A 26,605-nucleotide genomic window follows, 5' to 3' on the forward strand; every position below is an offset into this window, starting at 1 on the left:
ATGTTACTGATTGATAAGTATGCTTATATAAATAAACTAGCGTCTGTACATCCGTTAGAAAAAATGACGTTTTCCTTAGGGTTACTGCTGTTGTCTTTAATCCTAAGAGATGAACTTATTTCACTCATTACATTTATTGTAATGAGTGCTTTTATCATTTTAGGCGCGAAAATCCCTTGGCAATATTATGCGAAACTACTGTTGTTGCCAGCATTTTTTTTACTATCGAGTTTACTTTCTATTGTGATTTCTATTGTGCCAAATACAACCGTCCTCCCTCCCTATTTATGGGCAATACCAATCAGTCATTGGACGATTTTTATCGGCAATGACAGCTTCCTAACAGCACAGCAATTATTGTTCACAGTTGTCGGCAGTATTAGCTGTTTATATTTTTTAATTTTAACAACATCGGTGCAAGCTATTTGTTATGTCTTGCGACAATGGCGTCTACCGGCTTTATTTGTCGAGTTAGTAGAGCTCACATATCGATTTATTTTTATTTTTTTAAATAGTATGCAAAAAATTCATCTTGCCCAACAGGCTCGCCTTGGCTATCAATCACCGATGCAATGGCTACGGTCGATTTCCATGCTGATTGCAGCATTATTTGCGGAAATGTTTCAACGTAGCCGTGAGCTAAATAATGCCATGCAAGCGCGTGGTGGCGAAGCAGTCTATTGGCAAAACAACAAAAGCTATAGCAAGAAAAATTGGTTTGGCATTGTAGCTATTTTTACATGTCTCATTTTACTGGGGGGTTTTTACGTATGACAGCGCTTTATTTTGATGTTCAGCATTTGAGCTATGCCTATGCAGATGGTACGGAAGCCTTGACGAATATTTCATTGCAAATACCAAAAGGAAAAAAAATCGCCTTGCTTGGTCATAATGGCGCAGGCAAGTCCACGTTATTTCAGCACTTAAATGGTATATTAAAACCGAGCGCTGGCAGTATTACTTTTTGTCATGAAACGCTTAGCTATTCGAGAAAAGCATTAGCCGCATTGCGTCAACAGGTCGGCATCGTCTTCCAAGATGCGGACAATCAACTTTTTTCCGGCACTGTCAAGCAAGATATTGCTTACGGGCCATTAAATCTTGGTTGGTCGCAAGATAAAATAGAAGAAAAAATCGCCTGGGCTGTTGCGCAAACAGAGGTTGAAGCATTGCTTGATAAACCCATACATTTTTTAAGCGTCGGACAGAAAAAACGCGTGGCAATGGCGGGTGTGCTCGCAATGGAACCATCTGTCTTATTACTAGATGAGCCAACTGCTGGCCTTGATAATTATTATGCCGCACAATTTTTACAATACTTAGCTAAACTAGAAAACGGGCAACGTACTTTTTTACTAGCGACACATGATATCGCGTTAGCTTATGAATGGGCAGATCAAATCATTGTCATGGAGGCTGGAAAAATCATTTATAACGGGGACCCGATTGAACTATTCTATCGACAGGAAGTGCTCGATCAAGCCCATCTTGAACGACCTTGGGTTTTTGATATAACGCGAGCATTGCAACAAAAAAAACTACTAGATGCCAATCTATCAATGCCTCGCTCTAAGGAAGATTTACAAAAATTAATCGCATCCATCTAAGTGCCAGGCACCCAAACAATTTTGAATATTCAGATTACAAAAACTTGCAGTAAGTTTATAAAAATGCTGCAAGTTTTTTGTCGTATATTAAACGAATCCCCTTTATTTATTTGAATATATCCTCTGTTTTTTTAAAAAAACTTGCAAATTTTTTTTATTATGATATGAAACTTTTCTAGTTTTTCATCCGTTATAAATAGTGAAATGCCATATTTTACGCAAGGAGGAAAATCAATTGAAAAATTGGGTGATGAAATCAATCGCTGTCGTAGCATGTACTGCACTAATGGTTCCTGCTGCTTCTGCCTTTGCTGAAGCACCACAGAACCCAGCACTCGTGTCAACGATGCTCGCTAGCAACAAGCAGCAAGCAGTCAAGCAAGTCAAAATGCACACAGGAGGAAACGAATGGATTAGTACCGATACTATTATCGTCAAACATTCGGGTCTTGCCAAGACCGTACATAGTAAAATTGGTTCCAAAGTCATTCGTTCGATTCCTTCATTAGGATACGATGTGATCCAACTTAAAAAAGGACAATCGTTAACTGAGGCAGTTGCCTATTACGCCCAACAAAAAGGCGTAAAAAGTGTATCCCCAAGCTACAAATATCAATCATTTCGCACTGTAGCAGATCCAAACAAAAAAGATATGTATCATTTAAATTTACTGCAAATTGATAACGCGCTAGCATTGGCTGGTAATCATGAGGTCAAAGTAGCTGTTATCGATTCTGGTGTGGATTTTAGACATCCCGATTTACAAGCGCAAGTACTTCCACCATATAACGCAGTCACACCTGCTAACTCTATTACTTTTGATGCACACGGCACACATGTAGCGGGTATAATAGGCGCAACGAAGGATAACGGGGTTGGTGGTCATGGTGTATTTCCGAATGCCAAGATTCTTCCAATCGATGTTTTTAACGGTAAACAAACGACAAATGACTTTGTCATCGCACAAGGCATTTTATATGCCATTGAACAAAAAGCAGACATCATTAATATGAGCCTCGGTGGCTATGGTGAATCCCCACTGATGGAAGCAGCTGTAAAAAAAGCGCTCGATAATGGCATTACAATTGTCGCTGCAGCCGGTAATGAATCAACCGATTATTACTCCTTCCCCGCTTCTTTCGAAGGTGTTATTAGCGTCGGCTCCACGAATGAACGCAATCAGCTATCAAGCTTTTCCAACTATGGCCCATCAGTAGATTTAGTCGCACCGGGCGAAGATATTTTCAGCACCGTTTATGATGGAAAAAAAGGATCTTCCTTTGCAACATTTAGCGGGACATCGATGGCATCCCCTGTCGTTGCAGGTGTAGTCGCATTATTAAAATCCAAACATCCCGATTTAAAACCACACGAAATAGAAGCAATACTTGAATTGACAGCAAAGGACTTAGGTGATAGAGGTTACGACCTGACCTATGGACATGGCCTCGTTGATCCTGTAAAAGCTTTACACTTCGATTTAAACAACCTACCTAAACGCTATTCAGAAACAAAAGAAGAGCGCCTAAACAATGCCATAGAGCTCAATAAAAACATAGTAAATATTGAAAAAGGTCAATTCAAGCTACCAGATGAAAAGAAATGGTACAAAGTGGATTTAGACGCGGATGAATATGCTCAATTGTCACTAGAAGGTGCCAGCAACTACGACTATGCATTTGACTTGTTTTTCTACCCTGCTGATCACAAGGGTGAAGTAGAACCTATAAAAGTGAATGATGTTCGTGCAGGAAAACAAGAAGGCTACCTGTACAAAGCCGAACAAGCAGGCACGCTTCTTATTGGTGTCAAAGACCATAATGGTGCCTATAGCTTACGAGGTAATTCAAACTACGTTTTCACTGTTCAAACAACGAATGAATTACCAATCGATTCATTAGACATGGACAATGCCCATCATATTCAACAGTTCCCATTTAGTACAGCCGGACAAAATTACACATTACTGTCTGCAGATCAACAAGGTGATGAAGATTATTTCACATTTTCAGTCACTGAGCCAACGACGCTGAAATTTGATTTGACAAGTATTCCAGGCGTTAATACAGCAATGGAAGTGTATTTAAAAGAAGACTTAGCTGCATCGACAGAGCAAATAGAGGATGAAGGGCACGAGGCCTCCCCGTTACAATCTTCCAGTTCATTCAAAAGTGACGGTTTAAGCCTTATTTTCGATGCCCAACCAAATGACGAATATGTACTGAAAGTGTCCAATAGCAGCTTTGTTAAATTTTTACTTGAATTACTCCTGTCCAGTGGCTTTGAGAATGAGGAGCTAGAGAACGACAATGAATCCATTATTCCTTATACATTAAAAGGAGAAGTTGTTCATCTACCTGAAGATGAAGACGGCCTACCGTTAGCTGAACCAAATATGGAAGACGGCTATAGCAATGCTGACCTTGCAGCTCTCAATAAAGCAAAAAAACGCCAGCAAGAAAAAAAGTTTTTTTCAATATACTTTGATGGTGATTTTGTAGAAAATGCAGAAGAAGTCGATGTAATTATGGCAAACGCCATTCCTTTCGAAATTGGTGACAAACAGAAAGCATACTTCCAAACGGAGGACGATGAAGATTATTTCGTACTGACAGTGCCTGAAGATGGTATTTATGGCTTCCAAGTTGCTAGCGGCATGGACCAAATACCTGCTGGTACCATCTTTGAGTACGATGAAGAAAATCATGCATTACAACCAGTTTCATTGTTAACAAATGATGCAAAACTGACCGCGCTCTTTTATGATATTAAGCTAGAAAAAAACGATGCAAAAACAGTCCCATTGAAAGGCGAGAAAACGTATGTTGTCAAAGTAGTTAATATCGGTGACCGCTCGATCGAGCCATATACCCTATCTTCGCATAAAATAGCCGATATTCCTGAAGACAAAATTAACGATATTAATGAAGCCACAACTGCTCAATTGATTCAAACAGGTATGAACTATCAAAATCATCTCATTTTTAACGATGATAGTGATTTCTACTATTATAAACATCGAGGCGAAGATACCATTTTAAGTTTGTTGTTATCTTCTATTCCATTTACAAATGGACAAGATAGTCAAACACCAAAAGTATTACAATTAGACTTAAAATTAACGGGTTCCATTATCGAAGATACAAATGGTAATATGCAAATTGATGACGATGAATTAGCAACAGAGATTTCATTTGGTGCAGGTGAAAATTTATTTGAAATACTATTTGGTATTTCAAGCGCTTCTAATATCAATACATCCTTTGTGGCTAAAAGAAATCGCGGCTATTTTATCAATGTGAAAGCGATCGATACTGGGCTTGTAACGCTCCAACCATATACGTTAACTGTTTTTAATCATAGAACGATGGATGAAGATGCAGGTTCCAAGTTAGTCAATGGTGTACCAACTAATCCAGTGAAACTGACAAACAGTGGCGATAAATGGCTGGCGACACAATATTTTAACGCAAGTGTACCATTTGGCGACAAAGACTATTTCGAATTCGTTAATGACCGTAAACGCCATGTATTCTTCTCTTTACAAACAGAAAAGGGATTAGATGGAGTCATTCGTATCATTGATGCAAACGGAAAAACCGTTGAAACATTGGATATGTACGGAGCGGAAGATGCAGAAATAGGGCTAGTCGAACTCGGTCAAGGAACATACTATATCGAAGTGAGTGAAGCACACGGCAAAGCAAGTACACAACCATATACGCTGGAAGTACGGTAACTAATTTTTGATTACACTACTACGGTGATTTCCGTGATGTGTGGGCATTTCAATCAATAATTAGTGACGTATTCCATGTTTAACTAGCAACTGGCATCAAGTATTAGCTTCTTGATGCCAGTTGTCATTTATTACAACGCCTTTGTTCGTAAAAAATTATTCGCCAGCCACAATGGCTTAAATTGTGCGACACTGTTTAGGATGGCATTTGGTTGTTCGCTAAATTGTGCTGTTTGGGTTTCAGGTAACCATTGAACGCCAATTGTATAGACATCCGCCTGCAAGCCAGCAACGATATCCGCATCACTATCTCCAACATAAATTGCCTCAAAATTGTCTACGCCTATTAGAGTTAAAGCTTTCACTAAACCTTCTGAATCAGGCTTAGGCCTAAGTACATCATCACCGGTGATGATGACATCAAACAACCCATCCATCTTTAACGCATGCAAAGAGATATCCAAGCTTCTTTTTGCCTTTCCTGTAAATATCCCTATTTTTATTGCCGATTCTTTCAAAAAAGTCAGTAATGCAAGTATTTCAGCATTGCCCTCTACTAGATTTTTATGTAATTCACTATATTTCTCGTAGTAGTATTCAATTGCTTCCTCTTTATGCGCGTGTAAAAGATTGTTTCGGATGATTCCTGTTTCAGAAGGACCAAACATAGCTTTTATTTCATCGTCAGTAAGATTCTTATTATCAAACGTTTTAAATACTTGTCGAAAAGCCTCAAAACAAAGCGGTAAAGTATTCGCCAAAGTTCCATCAAAATCAAAAATGATTGCTTTCATCATTAGCTCCTTTTCGTTAGCGTTCAGTTAGCATGTTGACGCACATTTGCTTAAACAGTGGCCGCTACAAATTGTTTAAATTCCTCTTCTTCTTCAATAAATGGATTATGATTACTTTGATTGAACGCTTTAAACGTAGCTGCTGATACTAAATTCGCTACCTCCACTCCAAATTCAAACGGGCATTGCGCGTCATATAAACCCGCGTATACGTAAGTTGGCACTTTTACGTCGTTTAGGAAAGGTCGTAAATCATAATTAGGCAGCTCTTTATAAGCATAATAATCTAAGCGTGCAGAAACTGTTTTCCCGCTATTCGGTCGACGCAACATTTCTTCGTACGCCTCCTTGTTGTATAAAGACATCATCGTCCATTCTTTATTAACAGCTCTACGTTCTTCGATTGTTGCGTTCGCATTTGCGAGCACCGCAAAAATTTCTTTCAATCTTTTGTTATTGGCATTTTTCACACAATAAATACTGCCAGGGTGATACATATAATCTGCTGAAGCACATAGTCCACCGACAATGATTTTTGATAAATGGCGCGGTGCTTGCACGGCATATTTTAGACCGAGCATACCACCTGTCGAATGACCAGCAAAACTCCATGCATTATATCCTAGTGCTTGTCGTATTGCCTCTAAATCGTTAACAGATGATTCCATACTATAGGAATCATCATCTAAACCATCTGTAGAATGTCCACAACCTGCTAGATTTATTAAGTAAACAGCATAATGATCGGTAAAACTATCTGCAAATAAATTGCCATTGGCAGTATATTCGCTGTATAAATGCGTAACACATAGCGGTTCACCATGTCCTTTTTTAAATAGTTCAAAGTTCCCCCTCGTGGTTTCAATTAACTGTTTTTCCCACATGCACTACTTCAACTCCTTTTCGTTCATACTATTAATATTTTACAAATCTTTCTAATTTCCTTTAAAAACATAAAAAAAAAACATCTCTATCCTTTACGGACGAGATGCTTTCGTTTTCGTTTATTATTAATTAAAGTACTTTACATAATTACAATATTGATCTTGTTTCATATGTAGATTTTCATATAACTTTCGTGCATGCACATTATCAGCAGCCGTTTGCAACGTTACATAGCGTGCCGATTGCTGTTGACAATATTGAAACACATTTTCCATTAATGCTTTGCCTACCCCTTGGCCTCGAGCATCATCCGTAACATAAATATCATTCAAAATATATGCCCGTTGTAAAGCAATGGATGAAAATGTTGGATACAATTGGGCGAAACCAATCGTTTTGCCATTATCGACAGCAATTAAAATAACAGACTCTTTCAAAGCCATACGTAATTGAATAAATGCTTTGGCGCTACTTCTATCTGACTCTAGTCCATAAAACTGACGGTACTCATCAAATAGTACTGCTACTTGTTCTAAATCATCTAATGTTGCGTGAAGTATTTCCATTCTTCTTCTCCCCTTATGTCTACCCATGATTGTCTTATAAAATATGTAACTTGTTTTTATTATATAGGAAATATTGTAATAAAGATATTCACAATAGGGCTTCCCAAAAGGAATGGAAAAAGTGCTATCTTTGCTGTCATAGTAGACTGCAAAAACAGCACCATTTGCCTTTTTAGTGGAAATAATGATCTACGCGCTGAAGCACTTCTTCAGCAGAAAGTCCAGCTGCATCGATAACAGGTCCTGCCATAATAGGATCGCTAATGCCCATGACATCACGGTCTTGGCCAGTAATGACGCAGGCATCACATTTCTTTGCATCTTCTTCATTACGAAGCTGAATCACTTCATACCCTTTTGCCTTCAAAGCATCTTCAACATTTGATAACGATTGTTCGACACCAATAATTTTAGACATCTTTCTTCCACCTCCTATATGTTAATGTGCCATATAGGATTGCTAATTATTCACTTCGCTCGTTTTTTGTTTCTTTGAATTCATCCATTGCAATGGAAAGTACTATCACGCCTCTTTACTTATACACCTATAAATATACAAATTAACCATTTATATGTGCTATACTATGAAAATACTTTCTATAGCACGCCATAACTAGAAGAATAGGAGGAGTAACATGTTTTATAGTAAAACGGATAAAACCTTAGCAACAGACCGTCTACTGCTACGTCTATTTAAAGAAACGGATGCACAACAAGTCAGCCATTATTGTAATAATTACAATTTATACAAAAGCACGTTGAATTTACCGTATCCCTATACATTAGATTGTGCGCTTACATGGATTGCTAATCATGAAAAGCACTATGACTTAGATAAAATGTATGAATTTGCTATTACCGATAAGCAAAGCGGGCAGTTATATGGCGCTATTGGTATTTCCAATCATCACCAATACCAACATGGCGAAATTGCCTATTGGATAGGAGAAGAGCATTGGGGCAAAGGCTATGCCACAGAAGCAGCCAAGGCGCTCATCGATTTTGTCTTTACAGAAAAAAACTATCATCGTGTGTACGCCCGCTATTTTAAATCCAATCCCGCTTCTGGCAGGATTATGGAAAAGTGCGGTATGCATTATGAAGGAACTTTAAAAGACCATATTTATAAAAATGGCACGTTTGAAGATATTATTTTTTACGGTATTATTAACCCACTGACATAAATCGTGCAAGACGGGGCTTACAGTTGTATGTAAAGCCCCTTTTTGTTATCGCATCACGCATCATGATCGTCTAAAAAATCTTTGCTAAAGCTCGTTTGGGATTGATAAGAGGAGCGTTTGCCTATATCAACACCTCGTGTAATAATACCTTTCCCAAAGCGCTCTTCCATTTCATCCACTACCTTTAAAATCGGTTCATCTTTTACATGTTCTTCAAAATTGAAAATAGACAACTGTTGACTATAATCTTTGCGATCTACTACATTCGATACGGTTACACCGAGCAAACGGACAGGCGACTCGTCCCAATGCTTATCAAAGAGCGCGCAAGCAATTTCAAAAATATCTTCAAAGCGATAAATGACATTGGTCATCGATTTAGAGCGCGTATGATTGTGCCAATCAGCATCTCGAATTTGAATGCTCACTGTAGAGCCTGCTAAACGTTTCGCATCGAGGCGCTCTGCTACTTTTTTACACAGCCCATCTATCGTTTTATGGAGCAGCCGAATATCGGTGACATCTTGCGGTAAAGTCGTAGAATTGCCGACACTTTTTGTATCATAAATAGCTTCTGGGTCGACCTCCCTCGTATCAAGACCATTCGCTCTTGCTCGGAGCCTAACCCCATTTTTACCTAAAAGATGTTTGATTGTATGTTCTTCTACTTTTGCCAAATCGCCGATTGTAAAAATGCCTTGCTCATTTAACTTTTTTGCTGTGCTTGCCCCAATGCCGTGCATTTCCACTACTTCAAGCGGCCACAGGACTTGTTCAATATCTCGCAGTCGCAACACCGTGATGCCCATCGGTTTTTTCATATCCGAGGCTGTTTTTGCTAAAAATTTATTCGGTGCCACACCGATGGAACAAGGTAAATCTAACTCTGTTAATATCCGCGTTTGTATTTCCTGGGCAATTTGTAGTGCATGGCGCTCCTTACTTAATAATGTAACGTCCATATAGCCTTCATCAATTGACACAGGCTCTACCAATTCCGTATAGCTGCGTAAAATAGCAAACATCGCTTTTGAAGCTTCTCTATATTTTTGAAAATCTGGCGGTAGTAATAATAGCTCTGGACATTTTCGTTTCGCTTCATGAACTGACATCGTCGTATAAATACCGAGCGCTCTCGCCTCATAAGAACAGGTTACTAAAATCCCGCGTCTTTCTTTCGGGTTTCCCGCAATCGCTATCGGCTTACCTTTTAAGCTAGGATCATGCGCCTGCTCAACAGATGCATAAAAACTATTCATATCTACATGAAAAATAATGCGCCCTTTATGTTCCATATCATCACCACACAACCTTTAATATGTACTACTTATTTTAATCTACAAATGTATAATCGCCATCACTTTCGAGCAATTCTTTTAATATCGTTAAGGCTTGTTCAAGCTGCATGCTATTTTCTGGTGCAGTAACCGCCAATCGAACAGCATTTACTGGTTTCGCCTTGCCTACCGCAAAACGCTCGGCGGCATACACTTGCACCCCTGCTTTCGATGCCAATAATTCAAACTGCACTCCTGTAAATTTTTCAGGCAGTAGAAGCCATCTAAAAATGCATTCATCCTCACCTAAAATGTGATAGTCTCCTAAATATTGATTGACAAGTGCATTTTGTTGCTTCGCATATAAACGATGTTTCTCTAAAATCGTTTGTGCTACACCATCTTGAATGAGCCTCGCTGTCAGTTCCACCATCACTGGTGATACGGAAATGTTCATCGTATAAAGTGTTTCAATGATTTTCTTTCTTAATGCAGTCGGTGTCACAATAAATGAAAGCCTTAAACCAGGAGCAATCGTTTTGGAGACACTGGCGATATAAACAACCTTTTCAGGTGCATAAAAAGCAATCGGCGCAAGAGGTTGTTCCTTTAAAAAACTATAAATCGCATCTTCAATAACGATAATATCTTTTTGTCTTGCCACTTCTGCAATGATCTTCCTTGTCTCACTAGACATCGTATGGGTCGTCGGATTATGAAAATCAGGAATCACATATAGACCTTTAATATGCTCATTTTTACATGCATAGAGTAGACCTTCCTTCGTCATCTCTCCATTTTTTTGCTGAATCGCTACTAGTTGAATGCCAAGCATATTAGCCGCCGTTTTAATGCCCGCATAGGTGATTGGATCTGTTCCAATACGATCTCCTGGTTGAAATAATGCAGCTAATGTGCCGACAATCGCATTTTGTCCACCTGCCCCGAGCACTATTGGCTGATCGGTTTGAAAGCCTACTTTGTCTAAAAGCTTTGTAGCCGCTTCTGTTTGCCAAGCATTGCCCTCTGGTCGCCCATATTGAAAAAGCTTGCTGACGTTTGTATCATTCAACATTTTTTTCATATAGCGGGTAATTTCATCATTGGCAAAAGTATCAGGCAATACAGAGCCCATTTCAATTAAATGAGCCGAATTACTTGTAGGTAATAAAATTTTATTTGTGGCCGCATCAGAAGAAACAAATGTACCGCTCCCGATCGATGCATAAATCAAACCCTTTTGTCCACACAGCTTGAACGCTCGTGTAATTGTGCTCAGATTAACATCTAAATAATCCGCCAGTTCCCGTTGTGGCGGCAACTTTGTACCTGGCAATAAAATGCCTTCTTTTATATCTTGTTCTAACTGTTCAGCAATAGCAATATATAACGGCACTGAACAATTGCTTATATTCGGCTTCCAACTCATTGGGTATTGTTCAAATGAATTAAATGGCATTTTTCACATCCCTCTCTTCACGCATGCATACAATATTTTATTGTCTTGCATACAATCATAATATTGTATGCATATGATGACAATGATATAATTTTTAAAAATCAGAAAAAGGGACCGATAAAATTATGCAATATTCTGAAAGAATCTTAAACACACCTTCTTCATTCATCCGTAATATTTTGAAAGTGACGGATGCTGAGGACGTCATTTCCTTCGCAGGAGGGCTTCCAAATCCAATCTCTTTCCCAATTGATGCTTTAAAAGCATCTGTAGACCATGCCATTAGTGAAAATGGCAGTCGCCTATTCCAATATTCATCGACACAAGGGTATGCGCCATTACGTGAATACATTGCTGCAAAATACAGACGTGTGCACGGGCTAGCAATCGATGCGGATGATATTTTAATTACAACTGGTTCACAACAAGCACTTGAACTACTTGGGAAAGTACTTATTAACAAAGGTGATGGCATAATTATTGAGGAGCCAGGCTACTTAGGTGCAATCCAAGCCTTCACATTAAGTGAGCCGACGTTCCATGGTGTAACACTGGAAAACGATGGTCTTAATTTAGAAGAGTTAGAGAAAGCTTTACAGCAACCGAATGTGAAATTTATCTACACTGTACCAAACTTCCAAAATCCAACGGGTCTTACGTATTCAAAAGAAAAACGTCAACAAATATATGACATGATTGCGCAATACGACGATGTCGCATTAATTGAAGACGATCCATATGGCGAATTACGTTTCCAAGGTGAGCCACTACCTTATATCGGTGCCGGAAAACTTGAAAATAGTATTTTACTAGGTTCTTTTTCTAAAACAGTGACACCAGGTATGCGTCTAGGCTTTATTATTACGAAAAACAAAGAGTTAATGAAACATATTGAAACAGCCAAACAAGCGACTGATTTGCACACAAATATTTTCTCGCAATATGTGATTTATGATTACTTAGCAAACAATGATTATACTGAACATGTGAAAAAAATTATTGCTTTATATAAAAATCAATCCGATGCCATGTTAGATGCCATGCAAGAATTTTTCCCTGCACACGTTGAGTACACACGACCAGATGGCGGGATGTTCATTTGGGCTACGATGAATAACGGCGCTGCTGCCTTAGATGTTTTCAACAAAGCAATGGAACAAAAAGTTGCTTTCGTTCCAGGTGACCCTTTCTATACATCGAAAACAGGCGTCAACACGATGCGTCTCAACTATACAAATGCAACACCTGAAGTGATTCGTGAAGGTATTAAACGTTTAGGTAGTATTTTATAACAGCAAAAGAACCGTATGAGCGCGATTGAACACGCTTGTACGGTTCTTTTTATCAGTTGGCCGGATAATAGATGGTCATGCTTAACTTTGTTAATGATTGCCCCGCATTTCGATAAAAATGTGGTCGGTCAGCTTTGAAACGAATGGCATCACCTGCTGTCAACGTATAGTCTTTTTCATTGACGCGAATTAGTAAAGCCCCTTCAAAAACTGTAATATATTCCTCCGTACCTTCTTTATGCGCCTCTGCGCTTAATTGTCCCCCTTGATCAATCTCGATTGTATAAACTTCAAAGCGACTCTCCTCTTGAAATGGAAAATTCGGATATACTCTATATTTGCCATCATCCTCTGTCAAAACTTGAAGATCTTTTTTTAACACGACTTCGGTATCCGACTGTGGTTGATGGATCAGTGAAGTAAACGACACTTTTAGCCCATTTGCGATTTTCCATATGGTTGTTAACGTCGGACTCGATTCGCCTCTTTCTATTTGCCCAATCATCGTTTTACTGACACCACATAGCTGTGAAACTTTTTCTAAGCTTAATTTTTCTTTTTCTCGAATTGCTTTTAAATTTTTTGCAAAAATAAGATGGATTTCCTCCACATTATTCACCCCATCGCATATGTACAATATAACGCACATTATGTATAATATAAAGAACGACGTTATAGTGTTTGTTTTGGACATTATAACATACGAACAATCAGGAGGTCTATCATGCCTTACATATCTTTTATCGTATTTGTAGTGATTACAAGCTTTACACCAGGTCCCAATAATATTATGGCGATGGCGTTTGCCAACCAATATGGATTGCTAAAAACGTTGCAGTTTTGTCTAGGTGTCGGCATCGGTTTTTTCACCATAACTGGCTTAAGCTGTTTTTTTAATGTTGCCCTTAGCAATGTCATGCCCATTATTACCTTTCCATTAACCATTTTAGGGGTAATCTATATGCTCTATTTAGCTTTTAAAATCGTCACATCCAAAGACAATGGAGATAGCACTCACCATTCTGAAGAACCTAATCGCAACTTCATGCTTTTAGGAGCCATTCTCCAGTACGTCAATCCAAAAGGGATTTTATTTGGCATAACGGTCGTAGCTACCTATATCCTGCCGTATTATTCTTCCAATATAAGCTACTTGTTGTTTTCATTATTGTTAGGGTTTGTCGGTATATTAAGTACCTTTAGTTGGGCACTTTTCGGTTCAGCTTTTCGTAAAGTACTGACCACCTATCGTCAGCCATTTAATCTTGTCATGGCACTGTTGTTAGTTTATAGTGCCTTGTCAATCATCGTGCACTAAGTAAAACAAACAACCCTATCTGTACGTTTTAGCGTACAGATAGGGTTGTTGTCATTTAGCCTATTATTTTGTATATGTTAACACGGCATTTTTCTTATATTTTGCTAAAGCAGCAGTTGCCTCATTTTTATTTGTATATTCAAAAATACGAATATTTTTATTCTCAAATACGGTTACAACCCACATTCTAACCTCTCCTTTCGCTTTTATTTTTGTAATATAACAATCACCTAAATTGTGATACAAAGAACAAACTGTTTTATAACAACTCTTGCTGATTCTTATTGTACGCTCTTTTTTTAAAAAATAAAGCTTTATGTGAAGCCCTTCACAAACTGTTCAATTTCAAAACGCTTTCATTGAACATTTTGTGAAATTCTAGATATTTTAGGTATATATTCGAACCATAGGTGTTTACAATTCTATCTCTGAAGCGTATAGAAAAACCGTTTGTCCGCCTTTTCCACGACGTACAAACGGTTTTTTCAATTTCAATCATCATAAAGTAGTAGTAGATTTTATTTCAAAAGATGATGATTTTTTACGAACAAAATACTTCTTCTTGCTTTTGTGTTAACTCAATTTCAAAGCCTAAATCTTCAAGCATGCGATAATCGCTATTGACTTCCTGCCCTGCTGTCGTTAAATAGTCCCCAACAAATATACTATTGGCCGCATACATACCAAATGGCTGAAGGAATCCTAAATTGACTTCGCGGCCACCCGAAATTCGAATTTCCTTCGTCGGATTTATATAGCGGAATAACGCTAATACTTTTAAACAATAACGAGGATTTAATTCCTGTGTCCCTTCCAGTTTCGTACCATCAATCGCATGTAGGAAGTTAACTGGGATGGAGTCTGCATCCAACTGATGCAGTGCTCGTGCAATTTCTACAACATCCTCTTTCGTTTCCTTCATGCCAATAATAGCACCTGAGCAAGGTGAAAGACCATGTTTCTTGACAATTTCTACCGTGTTTACACGATCTTCATACGTGTGGGTAGTCGTAATATAGGAATGATGGCGCTCAGATGTATTTAAATTATGATTATAGCGATCCACACCGGCTGCTTTTAATTGTTGGGCTTGTTCTTCTTTTAAAAGCCCAAGGCAAGCACATACTTTTAAGCCGTACTTTGCTTTAATTTCTTCGACCGCTTCACTGACAACATTGACGTCTTTGCGCGTTGGACCACGTCCACTTGCTACGATGCAATACGTACCAATTTTATTGTCAAACGCTCGTTTTGCGCCTGCTAATATTTCTTCTTTCGTAATAAATGGATATTTGTCAATTGGAGCTGTCGACTTCGATGACTGCGAACAATAGCCACAATCCTCAGGACAATAACCACTCTTTGCATTCATAATCATATTTAATTTTACTTTTTTGCCGTAATAATGCTTGCGGATAGCGAAGGCTCCATCCATTAGTTTTAAAAGATCATCGTCATCACTATTTAAAATGGCAAGTGCCTCTTCATTGCTAATCATTTTGCCTGCAATGACTTCATCTGCTAACTGTAACCAATTCATTGAACATTCTCCTTTTCAACTTGCACAAATTTTAGAGCTCTAGCAGAACGAAATACTTTATATAGTCGTTCAGCTAAAAGTGCTGAAGCGATCGCTAAGCAAAAGTCTGCCACAATGCTATTTACAAAGCCCACTAAAAATACATGAGACCAACTTGATTTCATATTTAACCAGAGGTTCAATGCCATATATAAATACGGTACCGCCACTGCATAGATAATGATGAGCCCAACAATATTTGCAATGATAAAATGCTTTTTCGTGGGTGCCTCTAGTCGATTAATCATGGCCCCAATCACGAGTGCTGCAAGTGCGAAGCCTATTAAGTAACCAAAAGTCGGCTGCAATACATAGGTAATGCCTCCCCCTTGCGTAAAGACCGGTAAGCCAACTAAGCCTATGGCAATGTATACAAGCTGACTTAAAAAACCATTGCGCGCACCAAGCAAGCAGCCCGACAAAAAGACAAAGACAATCTGTAAAGTAAACGGTACGACTGGCAAAGGTATTTTTATGAATGCCCCAATGGCAGTTAAAGAAGCAAACATGGCAATCATTACAAGTGATAATGTTGATTGTCGTTGAAGCATGCCTGATCCTCCCGCTCTTTAAAAAATTGGACGATTGTTTCTTGCGTTGTCTGAATCATAAATTGCATTTCATCGTCCGTAATAATATAAGGAGGCATAAAGTACAACACATTGCCCAGTGGCCGAATCAATAATCCTTTTGCCAATGCTCTTTTATAGATTTGATAGCCTATACGCTCCTCACTCGGCAAAGGCTCTTTCGACTCGCGATTCGCCACTAATTCAATTGCCCCGACCAAGCCTACTTGACGATATTCACCAACATAAGGCAAGTCAGCAAAAGCCTGCTCGGCTAGCTTGCGCATGCGTTGACCTTTTTCTTGCACAATCGCGATGTACTGTTCCTCTTCAAACATCGTCAACACTTCAAGTGCCACACGACATGCAAGCGTATTCCCTGTATAACTATGCGAATGTAAAAATGCCTTCATTGTCCCATAATCATCATAAAATGCCTGATAAACTTCATTTGTCGTTAAGACGACCGACAGCGGTAAATAGCCACCTGTCAAACCTTTAGATAAACACATAAAATCCGGTGTAATATCCGCCTGCTCACAGGCAAAAAGTGTACCTGTTCGTCCAAAGCCTACCGCAATTTCATCTGCGATTAAATGAACATCATATTTCGTACATAGCTCCCGTAAGCGGCGCAAATAAATTGCTGGATACATTTTCATACCTGCCGCTGCTTGAATAAGTGGCTCAATAATGACCGCTGTGATGTCCATATGATGAAGCATCAGTTGATCTTCTACAAATTGAATACATTGGGCATGGCAACTTTCGGGATGCTGATTAAATGGACAACGGAAACAATCAGGTCCCTGTGCGCGTACCGTATCCAATAATAATGGTTGATACACTTCATTATAAAGATCAACCCCACCAACCGATAACGCACCGAGTGTTTCACCATGATAAGCATCGGTCAATGCTAAAAATCGTTTTTTCGTTGTTTTGCCCGTTTGCATATGATATTGAAAACTCATTTTTAAGGCAATTTCGATAGCGGATGAGCCATTATCGGCAAAAAATACTTTTTGCAAACGTTGTGGCGTTAACGCTACTAATTTTTGTGCGAGCTTAATTGCAGGTTCATGCGAAAAATTCGCAAAAATGGCATGCTCCAACGTAAAAGCTTGATCACTTAATGCTTGGCTAATACGTGGGTTAGCATGGCCAAATATATTCACCCACCAGGAAGATACCGCATCAAGATAGCGCTGACTCTGTTCGTCGTACAACCATACACCTTGTCCTTTTTTTATGACAATTGGTGGAAAGTCCTCATAATCTTTCATTTGTGAGCAAGGGTGCCAAACATGTTGTAAATCGATTTCTTGTAACTCAGTTAATAATTGTTTCATGTTTTAACAGCCTTTCAAACAACGATGTGTCACGAAGAGCATATTCAGCTATTTGCGATGGATCTTCTAGCTTCGGTATCGTCGCAAATGGCAGTGGATGATGCTGTAAAATCATTTGGATATTATCTTGCTCCATCTCACTTTCCGTATGTCCGTTAAAGACAATACCTAACACGTCGATATTCCGTTTATTTAATGCTTCTAACGTTAAAAGTGTGTGATTAATTGTACCGAGTGCTGTTCGTGTAACAACGACTACGGGAAGTTTACTTTGAACGATGACATCTAATAGTGTCGTTTTACCATATGTATCTAATGGTACAAAGAGCCCACCTGCTCCTTCGCAAATGACAACATCGTACGTGGACTGTAATTGTTGCATTTGACTTAATAATCGCTGTGTATCGATTTGCTGCCCCTCCAGTTGAGCCGCAAAATGTGGCGATGCCGCTTCTTTAAACGAATAACCGTTTAAATTCTTAAGGTCCAGTGATTGAAGCGAATATTTTTCATACATGGCTGTATCGTAATAAAAAGATTGTTCGCCATTAAATACTTCTCCCGTTTGAACGGGCTTATAGGGCATGACGCGTAAACCCTGTTTTTGTAAATTGCGCATTAATAATGTGGTAACCATTGTTTTCCCAACATCTGTATCGGTTCCAACAACCCAAAAATATGGCATTTTACAATCCCCCCTTCACTTAAGTTAACCAACTACAGTTTTTAAGTTAACACATTCTTTTTCACTTTGTAAATGCCCTTTTTTGCATTTTTATTAAAAATTATTATTCGTTTTTCATTTAGGAGGTGTAGTATCGGTGTTTAATGACCAACATTCTTTTTAAAGAAATGAAAAAGGATTTTTAGCATATGCTGTAGTATTTAACAAGTTAAGGGGGTGGCAAAATGTTTGGCCTGTTTAAAGAAGCAGAGAAAATGATTGATTCATCTGAACAAATGAGTACTATTTTAAATGCCTTGCTTACTTACGAAATAAGGGACTTACCGCTACGCTATGAATTTTGGTATCGATTGGCTATTCGGCAGGAGGAGTATCGTTCATTACAAGCTGAACATCGAGCAAATATTTCGATGCATACTGCAGTCGGTCGTTTTCATCAAGTGCAATATGAAGCCATAAAACAAAAGTGCGCTAAGCTCGAACGTTTAGTAGACATCTATAAGGTTTTTTGTATCGAAGAAGAACGACAAGCATTAAATCATCGCCTCCATTTCCACAAGGAAACGATTGCTGAGATTTACCGGCATGTGCAAAATAAAGAACTTTATACATACAACGATTCAGTACAACAACAATTTTGGGACGCTGTGAGCGAGGACATATTAACAGCCATTGCCCATCTAGATTAATACTAGATGGGCAATGGCTTTGCTCTTATTCGTTTAGAAGTTTATCAATTTCCTTTTCAATTAAAAGCTGAATGCGGCTTTTATCCATCGGCACTAAGCCCATGAAAACATGCAGTGCAAGTCCATCAATAAATGCATGTAAATGCTGTATTTCATCCTGCACGACAAGACCCTCTCTCAACAAATTTGCTTGTTGTAAATAACGGAAAATATTGTGCATACCGATTAACATATTTTCTTCTGCTCGTTCTCCATTACGTACTTTATACGAAACAAATTCCAACCACACTTGCATTTCGATAAGATGTTGCTCCGATATTGGTACGAGTTCCAGCAGGATAGCGACAATCATTTGCTTTATCGGTAATGGCTTTTGCATGTGCTCGGCAATACGCTCATTCACTTGCTGTTCCACTAACTCCATCGCAAAGACAATTAATTCTTCCTGCGTGTTAAAATAATAGCGAACAGCCCCTAATGATAACTTTGCCTCCTTTGCTATTGACCGTACTGTAGCACCTCTAAGACCATCCCTTGCAATGACCTTCCAAGTGGCTTTTGCAATACTTGCTTTTCTTTCTTCATGATTCACTATTTTAGGCATATAACTAGTATAGACTATTTTAATACATTTGTATTATTTAAAACTTTATGGTAATTTTATTTAATACAACCGTATTAAATAAAGGAGGATCTTTTATGATTGCATGGATTATTACGGCTGAAATTGCGTTTTGGATTGTTATATTACTTGGTTTAATTTGTAGATATCGTTTCAAAAAAACAACATTGAGCATCGTCTTTTTTGCTCTTACACCTGTGATCGACCTCATACTAATAGGGCTAACCGTGCTGGACTTACGAGCTGGAACACCTGCTTCCACGTCTCATGGAATTGCCGCCGTCTATATCGGCGTGTCGATTGCCTATGGTAAAACAATGATTGCTTGGGCAGATGAAAAGTTTCAACAATGGTTTTTAAAACGGCCGCTCGATAAGAAACGACGAACAGGGCTTGCAAAAGGTATTCATGAAATGAAAATGCTCGGTCTTCACGTCATCGCCTACGCCATTAGTGCTAGTTTATTGTATGCAATGATAGTCTTTATTGGTCAACTTACGGATACATCTTCCTTATTACAAGTCATGAAAGTTTGGGGCATCGTGTTAATTGTGGATGCTGTTATTAGTATATCGTATCTTATTTTCCCTAGTAAAAAATAGAGGATAGCTTTCACAACTAAGAAACAGCATCTATTTATTGTCCATTACATACACTCAAAAACCTCGCACACACTTGTGCGAGGCATTAGGTGGTCTAATTCATTCTTTATTATTAGCCATGCCATGAACAATGCTTGCCCTTAATTGCTGTGCTTGATCTGCTTTAATAGCGACGGCCTGGTAACGCTTTTTGATTCCTAACATAAACGTTACTTCTACTGGTTCTTTCATCTTCAATATTAATTGTGGATAAGCTTCTCCAAAATCACGTGCGATAAAATCAATTGTATCCTTCGGTAATTTTCCTTTTAGTAGTTCCTGCTCTTCTTCTATTTTTTCGATCATCGCAAAGCGAATGGTCGCCCGCTTCATTAAACCTAAAGATATATAGAGTGCATCATTTGTTGCATAAAGAGGGTTTAAACGAATGGCTTGCATATCCGCTATAAAAAAGACGACGGAATAGACATTTATGATTAACAATAGGATAGACAGCAACAGTGATTTTTCATGTAGCCACCAATGGAGTCCAATTGTTTCGATAACAATTGCATGAATCATCATTATTTGAAAAGCAATATAACTAGAGTTTTTATGCAATGTGATACCCGTTCGTTCTTTGCGCTTCCAACTCGCAAATCCATAATAAAGAACGAGTAAATCTGCACAAAGCATTTGAATAACAGTGTATTTCGGTGCATGTTTTTCAACAGCTTGCGGAAACGAAAAAATAGCAGGTAGTGCGCTTGCTCGTACATCCGCCACAATTTTAGGCATGTAATAAAAAAGCGTGACAACAACCAAAACTTCTATAGCAATGAATACCCCTTCCACTACAAAGCCAGCCCATGTCAACGCAACAAACGGCTGTAAATGATGAATGGGAATAATCAAACGTGCGGCAATACAACCTGCTGCGGCTAAAAGGATCGCTTGCTTAATGGAAAACTTACGTTTATACAGCATCATTAACAATGGCATAACGACAATTAAATCAATTAATGAGCCTAGCACAACACCCGTTGTTTCAACGGGTAAAATGGATAAACCAAGTCCCGTATTATAGAGCGCGTAGTTGCTAATGAACACAACAAATAACAACGCAAGCCAAATATGTTGCTTCTGTAAAGCTATCATTGTAAATCGCCCCTTTTTGAGGATGTCACACCCCGTTTTCACTTCTTATGTTCACTTTAAATTATTTGGTATAATTTGCAAACCCTTTCATAGAACAAAGTACATACTATGCTTACTGATGTCATAGATTGTTCACTCATTTACTTGTGCAAAAAATTTTTTGCGATATACATGTGGTGAATAGCCTGTATACACTTTGAATTGCTCAATATAGTAACTAACCGTACTAAAGCCAGTTATAGAGGCAATCAAGGTGATGGAATGCTCACTATCTCTCAACAGCTCCATACTTTTCCGCAGACGATAATGTAACAGATAAGTAAACGGCGTTATACCTACTATTTTTTTAAAGTATCGACTACATTCTGCTCTGCTTAAAAAAACATGTGTGGCTAACTGTTCAAGCGTTATTTTTTCCTGATAGTGGCGATGTATATAATCGAGCATTTCTTTTGCCCGCTCATGTTGGACAATCATAGAGGATTGCATCGTCTCCTCGGTTAGCTTGGATTGACATAAAATTGCTTCCCAAAGCGATAATAATGCGCGCCACACTTGAATTTCAAAATAGGGCTGTTGTGCTTTTAATCGTTGCGCAATATTTTCCACTGCTTGTGCAAGTTCGCCCGAAAGCTTTACATATGGCAAACGATTATTTTCGATAAATGGACTGATATATTTAACCGTTAAAATACTCCCGTCATGCCCTCCTAATAATTTCGGGTCGACATTTATACAAAAAAGCAAGGACTGCTCAACGTTTGCGGGCTTCGCTTCATGCAAGCACGCTGCATTGACAAATACCCCTTCGCCTGCCTCAAGTAACAAGACATCTGCCCCGATGCGATACTCGACACGTCCACTTTTCACATATACAAATTGAATTTCCTTATGCCAATGTAACGGTAAAAAATCCGAACGATCCAGTTGCAAATGCGTTTCATATAATGCCACCGGAAAGGCATTCGAGCCATGTAATGTTAGTTCCTGTAAATCCTTCGCTACTTTAATATGCGTTAATGCCAAGACAACCACCTCAATATATTGATATTTCCTACTCTATAATTCGATATTTCTTGCGCTGAAAGTTCTTTATAATTACTTTATATTGATAGTTTAGGAGATGCTATAGAAATGAATCAACAACTTAATAAAAGTCGAGCTTTAGGTTTAATGCTCGTAATTCTCGGCGCGAGTTTTTGGGGGATTGGTGGAACAGTTGCCCAAAAACTTTTCCAGCATGAACGTATCGAAGTTGGTTGGCTGGTGTCCAGTCGCCTGCTATTTGCCGGCATCCTATTAATCGCCATCTACAAAATGACCCATCGCCATCAATCCATCTTTGTCATGTGGCGCACAAAAAAGGATGCGTTTCGACAAATTCTTTTTAGTTTGCTAGGTATGCTTGCTGTGCAATACACCTATATGATGTCGATCGCCATCGGTAATTCTGCTGTTGCGACATTGTTACAATATTTAGCCCCGCTTTTTATCATTGGATTTTATATTATTAGAGGCCATAGTAAACTAACGCTGCAAGATGGCATTGCTGTTACACTGACACTTGCTGGCACAACCTTACTGTTGACAAACGGTTCCCTTTCCACGCTTTCAGTTCCAATGATGAGTATTGTGTGGGGTGTATTGTCAGGTCTTTCCGTTGCCTTTTACACATTATATGCCGTGCCACTTTTACAGCAATTCCATTCATTACTTGTTGTCGGTTGGGCGATGCTTATTGGGGGTGCTACGATGAGTATCTTTTATCAGCCATGGCACATTGATCTATCGACTTGGACAGTGGCAACGACTGCTTATTTTTTCTTTATTATTATTTTCGGGACAATGCTAGCCTTTTGGTTTTATATTGCCAGTTTGCATTATTTATCTCCGAAAGAAACAAGCTTACTTGGTAGCCTCGAACCGTTAATGGCTGTTATAACAAGTGTACTATGGCTTCAAATCCCGTTTGGGGGCTTCCAACTAATTGGAACATTGCTCATTCTATGTATGATTTTATATCTTACTGTCTTTCAGAAAAAAAATATCGACTTGCAATAAAATACCAAATCACTAGTTAATTATGAGAAAATTTTATTATTTGAAAAAATATTAGGCGTTAACTCCTAGATTGAAAATTTGCACTATGAATTTGTATATAAATTTTACATATTTCATATATCTTTTCTCCTTAGTTGTCCAGTATACTAAAAAATATCATGAAATAAAGGAGGCATTTATATGAATAGAAAAGTAATTTTCTTCGAGGTACACGGAGGCTCTGATAAAGGACCCGATGGCTACCGACAAGATACGATGCCAATGGTAAATGCACTCAAACAACGTGGGCAAGATGCGGAAGTCGTGTTTTTTGACTTAACAAAAAAGGACGAAATTTTTGATTATGTAAAAGAACATGCCATTGCCTATGTATCTCGTATAAATCCTGGCAATCTCGAACATGAGGAAGAATATTTTGCAATGCTCCGCGATTTATGTGCAGCTGGAGTGATCGGCATGCCGCATCCTGATGCGATGATTGGCTATGGTTCGAAAGACGTGTTATCAAAGTTAGTGTCTACAAATTTAGTGCCTGATGATACATTTGCTTATTACACGATTGAGGCTTTTAAGGAACAGTTCCCTACCTCTCTTGCGATCACTGAACGCGTATTAAAGCAAAATAGAGGTTCAACTGGCGAAGGTATTTGGCGTGTCAAATTAGTCGAACCTTTACCTGCAGGCACTACGGTTGTACCGCTTGATGCGAAAATTAAATGTACGGAGGCGAAAGATAATCATGTAGAATATTGGCAGCTAGGTGAATTCATGGCTTTTTGTGAGCAATACATCACGGGCGCTAATGGGATGTTAATTGATATGCGCTTCCTGCCACGTATTACGGAAGGTGAAATCCGCTTATTTATGTTGCGTGATAAACCAGTTCACGTCGTACATAAAAAACCTGCCGATACAGAAGATGCCTTTAGTGCGACACTTTTCTCTGGTGCGCAATACCGCTACGATAAACCTGAAGATTGGCAAGAGCTTGTTCAAAACTTTTTATCACAGCTACCGCTTGTCACAAACTTATTAGGAAATTACGACCTACCGCTTATTTGGACAGCTGATTTTATGCTGGATACAAATGATGCTGGTGAGGATTGCTACATTTTAGGTGAAATGAATTGTTCTTGTGTAGGATTTACTTCTGAATTAACATTGGCCCATCAAGTGGCAGAAGAAATTTTAGCTTGTATTCATGAACAAAGTGAAATGCCAGCCTAACCATTACAACAGAAAAAGGCATTGAGATTTTTCCTTCTCAATGCCTTTTGTGCATGCTTATCTGTACATTTTTATGCCTTGAATAAATTCATAAATAAAGTAACCCGCAAAAACGATTAATAAGACGCCTGATATCATCGTCAATATTTTAATCATCTTACGATTCATCGCTCTTCGGGTAACAGAAACAATTGTCATCAAACCTATGTCGTGCAGTAAAATACCACTAAGTATACCAGCTGCTATTACAAGGAAGTTGGCAGACTCTCCTTTGTCATACGATTTTGCTAGAACAACACCGAATACATTTACCCAGAAAACGAGATTTCCTGGAGAAATCGCTACAAGAAGCCCATTTCGATACGATGTGAAAAACGATTTTGTTACCTTTTCACCCGCAAGTGTAATATCATGATCGGCATTTTTGATAGAATCTAGCCCAAGTAAAAACAAAAATCCGGCCCCAATAATCCACATTGGCAGTTGAATAATCGGCATCGCTAATATAGAAGCAAGTCCCATATACAAAGCAAAAACTAACACAACATCAACCGTCATACCACCAAGTCCTACCGCCCAGCCATGCATAAAGCCATTTTTTAACCCCTGCTTGGTCATTTCGACCGTAATGGCTCCAACAGGCATTGCAATAGCAAGTCCAACTAATACATACGCAACATATAAACTCAAACAAACACTTCTTTCATGCAATAAAATAAGCTTCTTACGTCCGTTTATAGGAATATTCTAACATAAAATAGTGCCAGGCACACAAACAATTTATAAATATTCACTTTAAAAACAGCTTTAATGCCTGTGACAATGCACTTTCAAGACGTGCCAGGCACTGAAACATTTATAAATATGCAAGAAAAATGGTGTCAGAGCACACTCGCCAAACTCTATCAGCGACCTCAGTGGTGTTACCCGCGATTTCTCATGCTTTATCAGCGATTAATGTGCAACGTCTTACTTACAGCATCTGCTTCTTCCACTGCGCTAGTAAATCCTCTGATTTAGCAAGGTCAACCTTTAACGCAATTTGCTTAGCAGAGCAACGTTTTTTCGCTTTTTGCCAAGCCTCCTCTAGAGCCGGTAAGTAGCTTAAATTTTTTGTTGCTGCGACTAACTGGAACAATATATTACCTTGAATATAATGCCATCGAGGGTTCATACTATCTAGCTGAATCGCCTCTTCAATAAGGCGCAATGCCAAATACGGGCTCGCTTCAACGCGATTTATGAACTGTGCAAATGCCCCCCAGTAAAGTGCTGTATTCGGCTGTAGATTAATCGCCTCCGCATATTGAACCATTGCTTTGTCAGGTTCTTCTGCAAGTACAAAATATTCAGCCATTGTATAGTAAGCATTCGCCTGTGCTTCAATAGACCCTGCCAATAATTCATCCACTACTTGTCCAAATTGCGCTTCGTCTTGGCTACCAATATAAGCGGCAAGGACATCCCGTTCAGGATACGAGCCATCTGTCCGTTCTACACTTTGCTTTACAGTGTCATTAGTCGTGCTTGGCATATTAGCATAGCCATTCGCCTCTAAAAGCGCTACATGCTGCTGAATCATGGCAAATGCTGCATGTGCTGCAAATGATTCATCCACTAGTAATGCTTTCGCTAATGTATAGCTTTCTTTTACTTGTCCACTAACAAAGAATTCATTAACTTGTTGTACTTGCTGATCAAAATGTTTTATCACCATATAATCCTCACCTTCACAAAACCAAAGTCTTATAGGTAGTTTACCATCTTTATAGAGAAAAACAGCAATTATCCTGAAAACCGACGCATGATAAACCCTTTTTCGTAATATACAGTTTGTCACTCTTATTTATGGCATCGACAAAATACGGCTAGCAATGTGTAATGAGTTAGACCACTAGCTAAAAGAAAGAGAATAATCCCCAAGCACAGCCAATTATGGGATTTGTAATTAGCAGTAGTTA

27 protein-coding genes are annotated in these 26,605 nt (G+C 38.7%); 10 read left to right on the plus strand and 17 right to left on the minus strand.

Going from position 1 to position 26,605, the window contains the following annotated elements; all coding sequences use genetic code 11:
* The 3 genes from cbiQ to ACKVEV_RS07725 all read left to right on the plus strand — a co-directional run bounded on the left by cbiQ (position 1) and on the right by ACKVEV_RS07725 (position 5,346).
* Positions 1 to 774, plus strand: coding sequence for a cobalt ECF transporter T component CbiQ (gene cbiQ / locus ACKVEV_RS07715; RefSeq protein ID WP_409369820.1), 774 nt, complete (start codon positions 1 to 3; stop codon positions 772 to 774).
* Complete coding sequence (locus ACKVEV_RS07720) at positions 771 to 1,607, plus strand: energy-coupling factor ABC transporter ATP-binding protein (RefSeq protein ID WP_409369821.1); 837 nt, start codon at positions 771 to 773, stop codon at positions 1,605 to 1,607. The genes cbiQ and ACKVEV_RS07720 overlap by 4 nt, the downstream gene beginning before the upstream one ends.
* A gap of 235 nt (positions 1,608 to 1,842) precedes the next feature.
* Complete coding sequence (locus ACKVEV_RS07725) at positions 1,843 to 5,346, plus strand: S8 family peptidase (RefSeq protein ID WP_409369822.1); 3,504 nt, start codon at positions 1,843 to 1,845, stop codon at positions 5,344 to 5,346.
* Between the two features lie 131 nt (positions 5,347 to 5,477).
* Here the strand turns inward: ACKVEV_RS07725 and ACKVEV_RS07730 are convergent, their stop codons facing one another.
* The 4 genes from ACKVEV_RS07730 to ACKVEV_RS07745 all read right to left on the minus strand — a co-directional run bounded on the left by ACKVEV_RS07730 (position 5,478) and on the right by ACKVEV_RS07745 (position 8,009).
* Positions 5,478 to 6,143, minus strand: coding sequence for an HAD family hydrolase (locus ACKVEV_RS07730; protein WP_409369823.1), 666 nt, complete (start codon positions 6,141 to 6,143; stop codon positions 5,478 to 5,480).
* Between the two features lie 47 nt (positions 6,144 to 6,190).
* A complete protein-coding gene (locus ACKVEV_RS07735) occupies positions 6,191 to 7,024 on the minus strand; it encodes an alpha/beta fold hydrolase (RefSeq protein WP_409369824.1) in 834 nt (277 codons plus the stop codon).
* A 126-nt stretch (positions 7,025 to 7,150) separates the two neighbouring features.
* Entirely contained in the window at positions 7,151 to 7,591 is a 441-nt protein-coding gene (locus tag ACKVEV_RS07740) for a GNAT family N-acetyltransferase (protein ID WP_409369825.1), read from the minus strand.
* Positions 7,592 to 7,763: 172 nt separating this feature from the next.
* Positions 7,764 to 8,009, minus strand: coding sequence for a YkuS family protein (locus ACKVEV_RS07745; RefSeq protein ID WP_409369826.1), 246 nt, complete (start codon positions 8,007 to 8,009; stop codon positions 7,764 to 7,766).
* A gap of 217 nt (positions 8,010 to 8,226) precedes the next feature.
* On the opposite strand from ACKVEV_RS07745, the gene ACKVEV_RS07750 reads away from it, so the two are divergent.
* Positions 8,227 to 8,775, plus strand: a complete 549-nt coding sequence (locus ACKVEV_RS07750) for a GNAT family N-acetyltransferase (protein ID WP_409369827.1) — start codon at positions 8,227 to 8,229, stop codon at positions 8,773 to 8,775.
* 53 nt (positions 8,776 to 8,828) lie between these two features.
* Here the strand turns inward: ACKVEV_RS07750 and ACKVEV_RS07755 are convergent, their stop codons facing one another.
* Both ACKVEV_RS07755 and ACKVEV_RS07760 read right to left on the minus strand, forming a co-directional pair.
* Positions 8,829 to 10,070 (minus strand): DNA polymerase IV, encoded by a 1,242-nt coding sequence (locus ACKVEV_RS07755; protein ID WP_409369828.1) that lies wholly within the window; start codon positions 10,068 to 10,070, stop codon positions 8,829 to 8,831.
* 37 nt (positions 10,071 to 10,107) lie between these two features.
* Entirely contained in the window at positions 10,108 to 11,511 is a 1,404-nt protein-coding gene (locus ACKVEV_RS07760) for a PLP-dependent aminotransferase family protein (RefSeq protein ID WP_409369829.1), read from the minus strand.
* A 125-nt stretch (positions 11,512 to 11,636) separates the two neighbouring features.
* Between ACKVEV_RS07760 and ACKVEV_RS07765 the strand changes: the two genes are divergently transcribed.
* Positions 11,637 to 12,803 carry a PLP-dependent aminotransferase family protein gene (locus tag ACKVEV_RS07765; protein WP_409369830.1) on the plus strand — a complete coding sequence of 389 codons (1,167 nt, stop codon included), beginning with the start codon at positions 11,637 to 11,639 and terminating at the stop codon, positions 12,801 to 12,803.
* Between the two features lie 52 nt (positions 12,804 to 12,855).
* Here the strand turns inward: ACKVEV_RS07765 and ACKVEV_RS07770 are convergent, their stop codons facing one another.
* The gene (locus ACKVEV_RS07770) at positions 12,856 to 13,413 is read right to left on the minus strand and encodes a helix-turn-helix domain-containing protein (protein ID WP_409369831.1); all 558 of its coding nucleotides are present in this window, start codon (positions 13,411 to 13,413) and stop codon (positions 12,856 to 12,858) included.
* Between the two features lie 114 nt (positions 13,414 to 13,527).
* On the opposite strand from ACKVEV_RS07770, the gene ACKVEV_RS07775 reads away from it, so the two are divergent.
* Positions 13,528 to 14,121, plus strand: a complete 594-nt coding sequence (locus tag ACKVEV_RS07775; RefSeq protein WP_409369832.1) for a LysE family translocator — start codon at positions 13,528 to 13,530, stop codon at positions 14,119 to 14,121.
* 63 nt (positions 14,122 to 14,184) lie between these two features.
* Here ACKVEV_RS07775 and ACKVEV_RS07780 read toward each other — a convergent pair whose 3' ends face one another.
* The 5 genes from ACKVEV_RS07780 to bioD form a co-directional block, all read right to left on the minus strand.
* Positions 14,185 to 14,307: a hypothetical protein gene (locus tag ACKVEV_RS07780; protein WP_403050368.1), complete on the minus strand. Its 123-nt coding sequence runs from the start codon at positions 14,305 to 14,307 to the stop codon at positions 14,185 to 14,187.
* A gap of 355 nt (positions 14,308 to 14,662) precedes the next feature.
* Positions 14,663 to 15,661 (minus strand): biotin synthase BioB, encoded by a 999-nt coding sequence (gene bioB / locus ACKVEV_RS07785; RefSeq protein WP_409369833.1) that lies wholly within the window; start codon positions 15,659 to 15,661, stop codon positions 14,663 to 14,665.
* Complete coding sequence (locus ACKVEV_RS07790) at positions 15,658 to 16,251, minus strand: biotin transporter BioY (RefSeq protein WP_409369834.1); 594 nt, start codon at positions 16,249 to 16,251, stop codon at positions 15,658 to 15,660. Before ACKVEV_RS07790 ends, bioB begins: the two co-directional genes overlap by 4 nt.
* The gene (gene bioA, locus ACKVEV_RS07795) at positions 16,218 to 17,621 is read right to left on the minus strand and encodes an adenosylmethionine--8-amino-7-oxononanoate transaminase (protein WP_409369835.1); all 1,404 of its coding nucleotides are present in this window, start codon (positions 17,619 to 17,621) and stop codon (positions 16,218 to 16,220) included. The genes ACKVEV_RS07790 and bioA overlap by 34 nt, the downstream gene beginning before the upstream one ends.
* Entirely contained in the window at positions 17,602 to 18,306 is a 705-nt protein-coding gene (gene bioD, locus ACKVEV_RS07800) for a dethiobiotin synthase (protein WP_409369836.1), read from the minus strand. Before bioD ends, bioA begins: the two co-directional genes overlap by 20 nt.
* 224 nt (positions 18,307 to 18,530) lie before the next feature.
* On the opposite strand from bioD, the gene ACKVEV_RS07805 reads away from it, so the two are divergent.
* A complete protein-coding gene (locus ACKVEV_RS07805; protein WP_409369837.1) occupies positions 18,531 to 18,995 on the plus strand; it encodes a hypothetical protein in 465 nt (154 codons plus the stop codon).
* A gap of 25 nt (positions 18,996 to 19,020) precedes the next feature.
* Here ACKVEV_RS07805 and ACKVEV_RS07810 read toward each other — a convergent pair whose 3' ends face one another.
* Positions 19,021 to 19,587 (minus strand): TetR/AcrR family transcriptional regulator, encoded by a 567-nt coding sequence (locus ACKVEV_RS07810; RefSeq protein WP_409369838.1) that lies wholly within the window; start codon positions 19,585 to 19,587, stop codon positions 19,021 to 19,023.
* Positions 19,588 to 19,694: 107 nt separating this feature from the next.
* On the opposite strand from ACKVEV_RS07810, the gene ACKVEV_RS07815 reads away from it, so the two are divergent.
* Positions 19,695 to 20,219 (plus strand): hypothetical protein, encoded by a 525-nt coding sequence (locus tag ACKVEV_RS07815; RefSeq protein WP_409369839.1) that lies wholly within the window; start codon positions 19,695 to 19,697, stop codon positions 20,217 to 20,219.
* A 99-nt stretch (positions 20,220 to 20,318) separates the two neighbouring features.
* On the opposite strand, the gene ACKVEV_RS07820 is transcribed toward ACKVEV_RS07815, so the two are convergent.
* Both ACKVEV_RS07820 and ACKVEV_RS07825 read right to left on the minus strand, forming a co-directional pair.
* A complete protein-coding gene (locus tag ACKVEV_RS07820) occupies positions 20,319 to 21,356 on the minus strand; it encodes a beta-carotene 15,15'-monooxygenase (RefSeq protein ID WP_409369840.1) in 1,038 nt (345 codons plus the stop codon).
* 132 nt (positions 21,357 to 21,488) lie between these two features.
* Positions 21,489 to 22,382: an AraC family transcriptional regulator gene (locus ACKVEV_RS07825; RefSeq protein ID WP_409369841.1), complete on the minus strand. Its 894-nt coding sequence runs from the start codon at positions 22,380 to 22,382 to the stop codon at positions 21,489 to 21,491.
* A 108-nt stretch (positions 22,383 to 22,490) separates the two neighbouring features.
* Between ACKVEV_RS07825 and ACKVEV_RS07830 the strand changes: the two genes are divergently transcribed.
* Both ACKVEV_RS07830 and ACKVEV_RS07835 read left to right on the plus strand, forming a co-directional pair.
* A complete protein-coding gene (locus tag ACKVEV_RS07830; protein ID WP_409369842.1) occupies positions 22,491 to 23,417 on the plus strand; it encodes a DMT family transporter in 927 nt (308 codons plus the stop codon).
* A gap of 180 nt (positions 23,418 to 23,597) precedes the next feature.
* Positions 23,598 to 24,644 (plus strand): Cj0069 family protein, encoded by a 1,047-nt coding sequence (locus ACKVEV_RS07835; RefSeq protein ID WP_409369843.1) that lies wholly within the window; start codon positions 23,598 to 23,600, stop codon positions 24,642 to 24,644.
* 57 nt (positions 24,645 to 24,701) lie between these two features.
* Here the strand turns inward: ACKVEV_RS07835 and ACKVEV_RS07840 are convergent, their stop codons facing one another.
* Together ACKVEV_RS07840 and ACKVEV_RS07845 are read right to left on the minus strand one after the other, a co-directional pair.
* Positions 24,702 to 25,334, minus strand: a complete 633-nt coding sequence (locus ACKVEV_RS07840) for a LysE family transporter (RefSeq protein ID WP_409369844.1) — start codon at positions 25,332 to 25,334, stop codon at positions 24,702 to 24,704.
* 283 nt (positions 25,335 to 25,617) lie between these two features.
* The gene (locus ACKVEV_RS07845) at positions 25,618 to 26,361 is read right to left on the minus strand and encodes a tetratricopeptide repeat protein (protein ID WP_409369845.1); all 744 of its coding nucleotides are present in this window, start codon (positions 26,359 to 26,361) and stop codon (positions 25,618 to 25,620) included.
* Positions 26,362 to 26,605 lie beyond the last annotated feature (244 nt).

It is taken from the genome of Lysinibacillus sp. 38-6 (genome assembly GCF_046245175.1).
GTDB lineage: Bacteria > Bacillota > Bacilli > Bacillales_A > Planococcaceae > Lysinibacillus.